General features: G+C 74.7%; 4 protein-coding genes. 1 reads left to right on the top strand and 3 read right to left on the bottom strand.

What is annotated here, in order from left to right:
* Nucleotides 1-18: 18 nt before the first annotated feature.
* The 3 genes from cimA to ACFXPX_RS43020 all read right to left on the bottom strand — a co-directional run bounded on the left by cimA (nucleotide 19) and on the right by ACFXPX_RS43020 (nucleotide 4367).
* Complete coding sequence (gene cimA, locus ACFXPX_RS43010; RefSeq protein ID WP_375897205.1) at nucleotides 19-1641, bottom strand: citramalate synthase; 1623 nt, start codon at nucleotides 1639-1641, stop codon at nucleotides 19-21.
* 361 nt (nucleotides 1642-2002) lie between these two features.
* A complete protein-coding gene (locus tag ACFXPX_RS43015) occupies nucleotides 2003-3115 on the bottom strand; it encodes a branched-chain amino acid aminotransferase (RefSeq protein WP_375897203.1) in 1113 nt (370 codons plus the stop codon).
* 214 nt (nucleotides 3116-3329) lie between these two features.
* Complete coding sequence (locus ACFXPX_RS43020) at nucleotides 3330-4367, bottom strand: 3-isopropylmalate dehydrogenase (protein ID WP_375897202.1); 1038 nt, start codon at nucleotides 4365-4367, stop codon at nucleotides 3330-3332.
* A 185-nt stretch (nucleotides 4368-4552) separates the two neighbouring features.
* On the opposite strand from ACFXPX_RS43020, the gene ACFXPX_RS43025 reads away from it, so the two are divergent.
* Nucleotides 4553-7027, top strand: coding sequence for a YfhO family protein (locus tag ACFXPX_RS43025; RefSeq protein WP_380645036.1), 2475 nt, complete (start codon nucleotides 4553-4555; stop codon nucleotides 7025-7027).
* The last annotated feature ends 116 nt before the right edge of the window (nucleotides 7028-7143 follow it).

Raw genomic sequence — 7143 nt, forward strand, 5'->3', positions numbered from 1 at the left:
CCGTCGGGCCGGGAGCGGTCAGGCGGACGGCTCGGAGCGCTCCTCCGGCTCCAGCCCGGCCCGGATCAGGCCGTAGGTGTACGCGTCCTCCAGGGCCAGCCAGGAGGCGGCGACCACGTTGTCGGCCACACCGACCGTGGACCAGCTCGCGGTGCCGTCGGTGGACTCGATCAGCACCCGGGTCTTGGAGCCGGTGCCGTGCTGGCCCTCCAGGATGCGGACCTTGTAGTCCACCAACTCGAAGGTGGCCAGCGGCGGGTAGGTGCCCTCCAGGGCCGTCCGCAGCGCCTGGTCCAGCGCGTTGACCGGACCGTTGCCCTCGCCGACGGCGATCCGGCGCTCGCCCTTGGCCCACAGCTTCACCGTGGCCTCGTTGCCGGAGACCCCGCCCGGGCCCTGCTCGCTGATGGTCCGCCAGGACTCCAGGCGGTAGAAGCGGTCCCGGCTGCCGCGCACCTCGTCGCGCAGCAGCAGCTCGAAGGAGGCGTCGGCGGACTCGTAGGTGTAGCCGAGGTTCTCCTGCTCCTTCACCTTGGCCACCACCCGGCCGGCCAGGTCGCGGTCGGTGGAGAGGTCGTAGCCCAGCTCCTTGCCCTTGAGCTCCACCGAGGCCCGGCCGGCCATGTCGGAGACCAGCATCCGCATGGTGTTGCCGACCAGTTCGGGGTCGGTGTGCTGGTACAGGTCCGGGTCGACCTTGATCGCCGAGGCGTGCAGGCCGGCCTTGTGGGCGAAGGCCGAGAAGCCGACGTACGGCTGGTGGGTGGACGGGGCCAGGTTGACCAGCTCGGCGATCGCGTGCGAGATCCGGGTCATCTCGGCCAGCCGGCCCTCGGGCAGCACCCGGCGGTCGTACTTCAACTCCAGCGCGCCGACCACCGGGAACAGGTTGGCGTTGCCGACCCGCTCGCCGTAGCCGTTCGCGGTGCACTGCACGTGGGTGGCGCCGGCGTCCACCGCGGCCAGGGTGTTGGCCACCGCGCAGCCGGTGTCGTCCTGGGCGTGCATGCCGACCCGGGCGCCGGTCGCGGCGATCACGTCCGCGACGGTGTCCCGGACGCCGGCCGGCAGCATCCCGCCGTTGGTGTCGCACAGCACCACCACGTCCGCGCCGGCCCGGTGCGCGGTGCGCACCACGGCCAGGGCGTACTCGCGGTTGGCCCGGTAGCCGTCGAAGAAGTGCTCGCAGTCGAGGAAGACCCGGCGGCCCTGGCCGCGGAGGAACTCGACGCTGTCCCGGATCATCTCCAGGTTCTCGTCCAGCGTGGTGCGCAGCGCCAGCTCGACATGCCGGTCGTGGGCCTTGGCCACCAGGGTGACCACCGGCGCGCCGGAGGCGACCAGCGCGGCCAGCTGCGGGTCCTCGGCGGCCTTGCCGCCGGCCCGGCGGGTGGCGCCGAAGGCCACCAGCCGGGCGTGGCGCAGCTCCAGTTCGGCGGCGGCGCGGGCGAAGAACTCGGTGTCCCGGGGGTTGGCCCCGGGCCAGCCGCCCTCGATGAAGCCGACCCCGAACTCGTCCAGGTGCCGGGCGATGGCCAGCTTGTCCGCCACCGTCAGGTTGATGCCCTCGCGCTGTGCGCCGTCGCGCAGGGTGGTGTCGAACACGTGGAAGCTGTCGTCGGTACGGCTGACCTCGGTCATGACCCCTGGTTCTCCGTTCGGGGAGGTTCGTACTGCTCTGCCGGATTCTCGTCCCGGCTCCACTGTCCAGGATCCCGCGCGCGGCCCCGGTGTCCCCGGGCCCCTTGTGGGGGCCGTCGGCCGGTCCGAGGAAACAAAAAGACCCCTCGCGGGTGCGAGAGGTCTGCGCGCGGGTCTGGACGCTCGTGGTCGCTCCGCATCGGGTCGTGCGGGAGCGGTCACTGCGGACCGGCGCGCCTGCTGCCAATAATCAGCGAAAGCGAGGACACGCCCGTAGCTTGGCACAGCCTCCGGGATCCGGCCCGCCCGTCTCGCGATGCGGAACGGGGCAGGCCGGAGGGGGTGCCCGGCGTCCGTGGGATCAGACGATCTTGTGCAGCCAACCGTGGGTGTCGGGGCGCTGGCCGCCCTGGATGGCCAGCAGGGCCTTGCGCAGCTCCATGGTGACCGGGCCGGGCTCGCCGGTGCCGACGGTCCAGTCGGCGGCCGCGGACTTCACCGAGCCGACCGGGGTGATGACGGCGGCGGTGCCGCAGGCGAAGACCTCGGTGAGGGTGCCGTCGGCGTTCGCCTGCTGCCACTCGTCGGTGGAGATCTTCCGCTCCTCGACCGCGTAGCCCAGGTCGGCGGCGAGCTGGAGCAGCGAGTCGCGGGTGATGCCGGGCAGCAGGGCGCCGGACAGCTCCGGGGTGACGATCTTCGCGTCCGCGCCCTCGCCGAAGACGAAGTACAGGTTCATCCCGCCCATCTCCTCGACCCACCGGTGCTCGGCGGCGTCGAGCCAGACCACCTGGTCGCAGCCCTTCTCGGCGGCCTGGGCCTGGGCGACCAGCGAGGCCGCGTAGTTGCCCGCGCACTTGGCGGCGCCGGTGCCGCCGGGCGCGGCGCGGACGTACTCCTTGGAGAGCCAGACCGAGACCGGCTTGACGCCGCCCGGGAAGTAGGCGCCGGCCGGGGAGGCGATGATCATGAACAGGTAGGAGTTCGCCGGACGGACGCCCAGACCGACCTCGGTGGCGAACATGAACGGGCGCAGGTAGAGGCTCTGCTCCGGCTCGTTCGGGACCCAGGCCCGCTCCTGCTGGACCAGCAGCTCGACCGCCTCGACGAAGGCCTCCACCGGCAGCTCCGGCATCGCCAGACGGCGGGCCGAGGCCTGGAAGCGCAGGGCGTTGGCCTCGGGGCGGAAGGTCGCGATGGAGCCGTCGGCCTGGCGGTAGGCCTTGAGGCCCTCGAAGATCGCCTGGCCGTAGTGCAGGGTCATGTTCGCCGGGTCCATCTCCACCGGCGCGTACGGGACCAGCTGCGCGTCGTGCCAGCCACGGCCCTCGGTCCAGCTGACGGTGACCATGTGGTCGGTGAAGACGCGGCCGAAGCCAGGGTTGGTCAGCCGGGCCTGGCGCTCCGCTGCCGACAGCGGGTGGGCGGAGGGCTTGAGGTCGAACGTGATGGGCGCCTGGGTGGGCGTGCTCATGGCTGTTTCCTTCACCGTGGGGTTCGTTCGGGCCGCCACCGCCGAAGGAACGTTACGGCTCTCCAACGCCGGAACGAACGCACAACGGCACGGCCCACTGTCGATACTCGCATCCAGAGGGCCGTGCCGAACAGCTGCCCGCTCCTTGGGGAGCTGCAAGCTGCGGTTATGCGGAGCGGCCCGGCCGGCCGGATCCGCTCGGGTTCCGGCCGGCCTAGCCGGCTACTCGCTCGGCGAGCACGTCGCCGACCTCGGAGGTGGACCGGGCGCCCGAGCGCTCGGCGAGGTCCGCCGCGACGGCGGCCTCCACCCGGGCGGCCTCGGCGGCGAAGCCGAGGTGCTCCAGCAGCATGGCGACCGACAGCACGGTGGCGGTCGGGTCGGCCTTGCCCTGGCCGGCGATGTCCGGCGCCGAGCCGTGCACCGGCTCGAACATGGACGGGAACTCGCCGCTCGGGTTGATGTTGCCGCTCGCGGCCAGGCCGATGCCGCCGGTGACGGCCGCGGCCAGGTCGGTCAGGATGTCGCCGAACAGGTTGTCGGTGACGATGACGTCGAAGCGCTCCGGCTGGGTCACGAAGAAGATGGTGGCCGCGTCGACGTGCAGGTAGTCGGTGGTGACCTCGGGGAACTCCGCGCCGACCTCGGCGAAGATCCGGGTCCACAGGTGCCCGGCGTGCACCAGCACGTTGTTCTTGTGCACCAGGGTGAGCTTCTTGCGCGGCCGCGCCTGGGCCCGGCGGTAGGCGTCGCGCACCACGCGCTCGATGCCGTACGCGGTGTTCAGGCTGACCTCGGTGGCCACCTCGTGCGGGGTGCCGGTGCGCAGCGAGCCGCCGTTGCCGACGTACGGGCCCTCGGTGCCCTCGCGGACGACCACGAAGTCGATCGCCGGCTGACCGGCCAGCGGGGAGGCGACCCCGGGGAAGAGCCGGCCCGGCCGCAGGTTGATGTGGTGGTCGAAGGCGAACCGCAGCTTGAGCAGCAGCCCCCGCTCCAGCACCCCGGACGGGACGCTCGGGTCCCCGATGGCGCCGAGCAGGATCGCGTCGAAGGCCTTGAGCTCGGCCAGCACGTCGTCCGGCAGCGTCTCCCCGGTCCGGTGGTAGCGCCGGGCCCCGAGGTCGTACTCGGTGGTCTCCAGCTTCACGTCGGCGGGGAGCACGGCGCCGAGGACCTTGAGGCCTTCGGCCACCACCTCCTGGCCGATGCCGTCACCCGGGACAACTGCGAGACGAATGGTGCGAGACATGCTCGGACCCTACTCCGCCGTCCCAGGGGATGACACCTCACGTCCAGCATTCGGACTCGTACGGAGGATCCCGGGGCTTCCCGACGGCGCGTCACCCCTTTGAGGGGGCGCGGGTGGCGGGAGGTGCGCCGGGGGCGCGCTTAGGGTGGCGGGGTCCGGGATTCCTGGCAGAACGGGGCGCGTGGGTGAAGGCCGAACGGCGGCGGGAGGTGCTGGTCTGCGGGGCCGCGGCCGGGCTGGCGACGGGCGCTTTCGCGCTGGCGGCGGCGGTGCGCGGGCGGTGGCCGGGCGGGGCCGACGCGATCGCCGTGCCGTACCACGCGCACCTGTGGGACCTGCTGCACGGGCAGGCCACCGGGGACCTGCTGTTCAACTGGAACAGCGGCTACGGCGTCCCGTTCCTGGCGGACTTCTTCGCCTACCTGATGAACCCGTTCTCCTGGCCGACCGCGCTCCTCCCACGCGACCAGGGGCACCTCGCCGTCTTCCTGGTCGCCCTGGCCACCATCGGCCTCGGCACCGCCCTGATGGCCCACCTGCTCGGCCGGCTGCACCCCGGCCCCCGGTGGCTGCGGGTGTTCGCCGCCGTCGGGTACGGGCTCTGCGCCTGGGTGCTGGACATCGGCGGCGGGGCGCCGATGTGGCTGTGGGGCCTGGTCTCGCTGCCGCTGCTCGGCCTGGTCGGGGACTGGTGCCTGCACGAGCGCCGCTGGGTGGCCGGCGCGCTGTGCGTGGCGCTCGCCTGGGGGGGCAACCTCTACACCGCGGCGCTGGCCACCCTGATCGCCGGACTCCTGTTCGCCGTACGGCTGTTCGCCACCCCGCGCCCGTTCCGGCACCGGGTCCGGGCGACCGGGCGGGCGGTCACCCTGACCACCGCCGGGGTGCTGCTCGCCGCCCCCGTGCTGTTCGTCGCCGTGCGGGCCGCGCGCGGCGCCCAGCCGGAGTCCCCGGTGCAGCCGCTCGGCCCGTCCGGACTGGACGGGCACCTCGCCCAGCTGCTGCCCGCCATCACCGGCGGGCGGCCGCTTCCGGACGTGGCGATCGGGGTGCTCGGCCTGCTGCTGGTGTGCGGGCTGCCGTTCAACCGCCGGGTGCGGGTCCGCGAGCGGGCGGTCTGGTGCGCGGCGCTGCTGCTGGTGGTGCTGAGCTTCGTCTGGACCCCGACGGTGCTGGTCTGGCACGGCCTGGCGATCCCGGCCGGCGGGCCGTACCGGGTCTCCTTCGTGCTCAGCGGCCTGCTGGTGCTGGCCGGTTGGGTGTCGCTCGCGCACCGGCCGGACCGGGTGACCCTGCTGGGCGGCGCCGCGCTGACCGCGACGATCGCCGCGCTGGCGGCGGCCCGGGGCTCGGTGCACGCCTCCACCTGGGTGCTGCTGGGGGTCGGCGGCGCCGTCCTGCTGGCCGCGCTCGCGGCGCTGGACCGCCGGCACACCGACCGCCGGGTGACCGCGCTGGCCACCTGGGTGATCGGCGGCGCGGTGCTCGGCAACGCCGTCTGGTCCGGGTACGCGGCGCTCGGCGCGGCCCCCGACGACGGCGTCTCCCCCGCCGCCGTCCGGGCCGGGCACGCCGCGGTGCGGGCCGGCGCCGACTGGCCGGACCTGCGCAGCGACCCCGGCCCGCACGCCTTCACCCCCAACGACCCGCTGCTGCTGAACGGCCAGGGCGGCGGCTACTCCAGCGGCTACCTGCCGACCGTCGCCGCCCTGCTGCTGCACGACCTCGGCGCGGGCTGGACGGCCGGCGGGCGGCAGACCGGGGGCGTCACCGACCCGGTCGGCCAGGCGCTGTTCGGGGTCGGCGCCCACCTGGACGACGCACCGCGGCCCCCGGGCTTCACCGCCGTCCGGGCCCCCGCGCCGCCCCTGGTGACCGTGCTGCCGCCGGGCGCCCGGACGGCCACCTCCTCGGTCTGGTCCCGCCAGGAGTCGCTGCTCGGCAGCCAGGTGTACGACGCCCCGCTGCCCGTCCCGGCCGGCGGCCCGGCGCCCACCCTGCACGGCACCAGCGGCTGGTCGGTGCCGGGCGGTGCGGAGGGCACGGTGTTCACGGCCGCCTGCACCCCGGGCTCGACGGCGTACGTCCACCCGCTCTGGTACCGCGGCACGGTCAGCGGCCTGGGCACCGACTTCCGCAGCGACGGCGAGCAGCCCACCACGGCCGTGCCCGTGCACCGGCTGGGGACCGTCCCGGCCGACGGCACGGTCCGGGTGACCCTGCGCTCGGACGTGGTCAGCCAGGTCCCCGCCCGCCCGATCGGCTGCCTGCGGGCCGACGCCCTGGCGGCCGCCGTCACCCGGCTCACCGCCGCCGGCGCCACCCGGGTCGAGGCCGGCGGCCACACCCTGACCGCCGCCCTGCCGGCCGGCTCCACCGGCACCGCGCTGTTCTCCGTCCCCGCCACCGAGGGCTGGACCTGCGCCGTCGACGGCGGCGCCCGCGTGGTGCCCACCCCGGTCCTCGGCATGATCGGCGTCCCGCTCGGCGGCGGCGCCGGCCGGGTCTCCTGCGCGTTCCGCCCGCCCGGCCTCACCGAGGGCCTCACCGTCGCCTCCGGCACCGCCGCCGTGTTCGTCCTGGTCGCGGTCTTCGCCCGGCTCTCCCGCCGCCCCACCCGCGTCCCGCGCCGCGAACGCCGACTGGCCGCACGGGACTGAGCGGACGACGCCAGGGGCGGACAGGGGCGAGGGGCGGGCCGCCGGGGGGTGCGGCGGGCCGGCGCGGGCGGGCGGGGCGAGCGGGGGCGCGTGGCCGCGCGGGGCGGCCGGGGGCG

The sequence above is a fragment of the Kitasatospora sp. NPDC059146 genome, assembly GCF_042786665.1.
Classification (GTDB): Bacteria; Actinomycetota; Actinomycetes; order Streptomycetales; family Streptomycetaceae; genus Kitasatospora.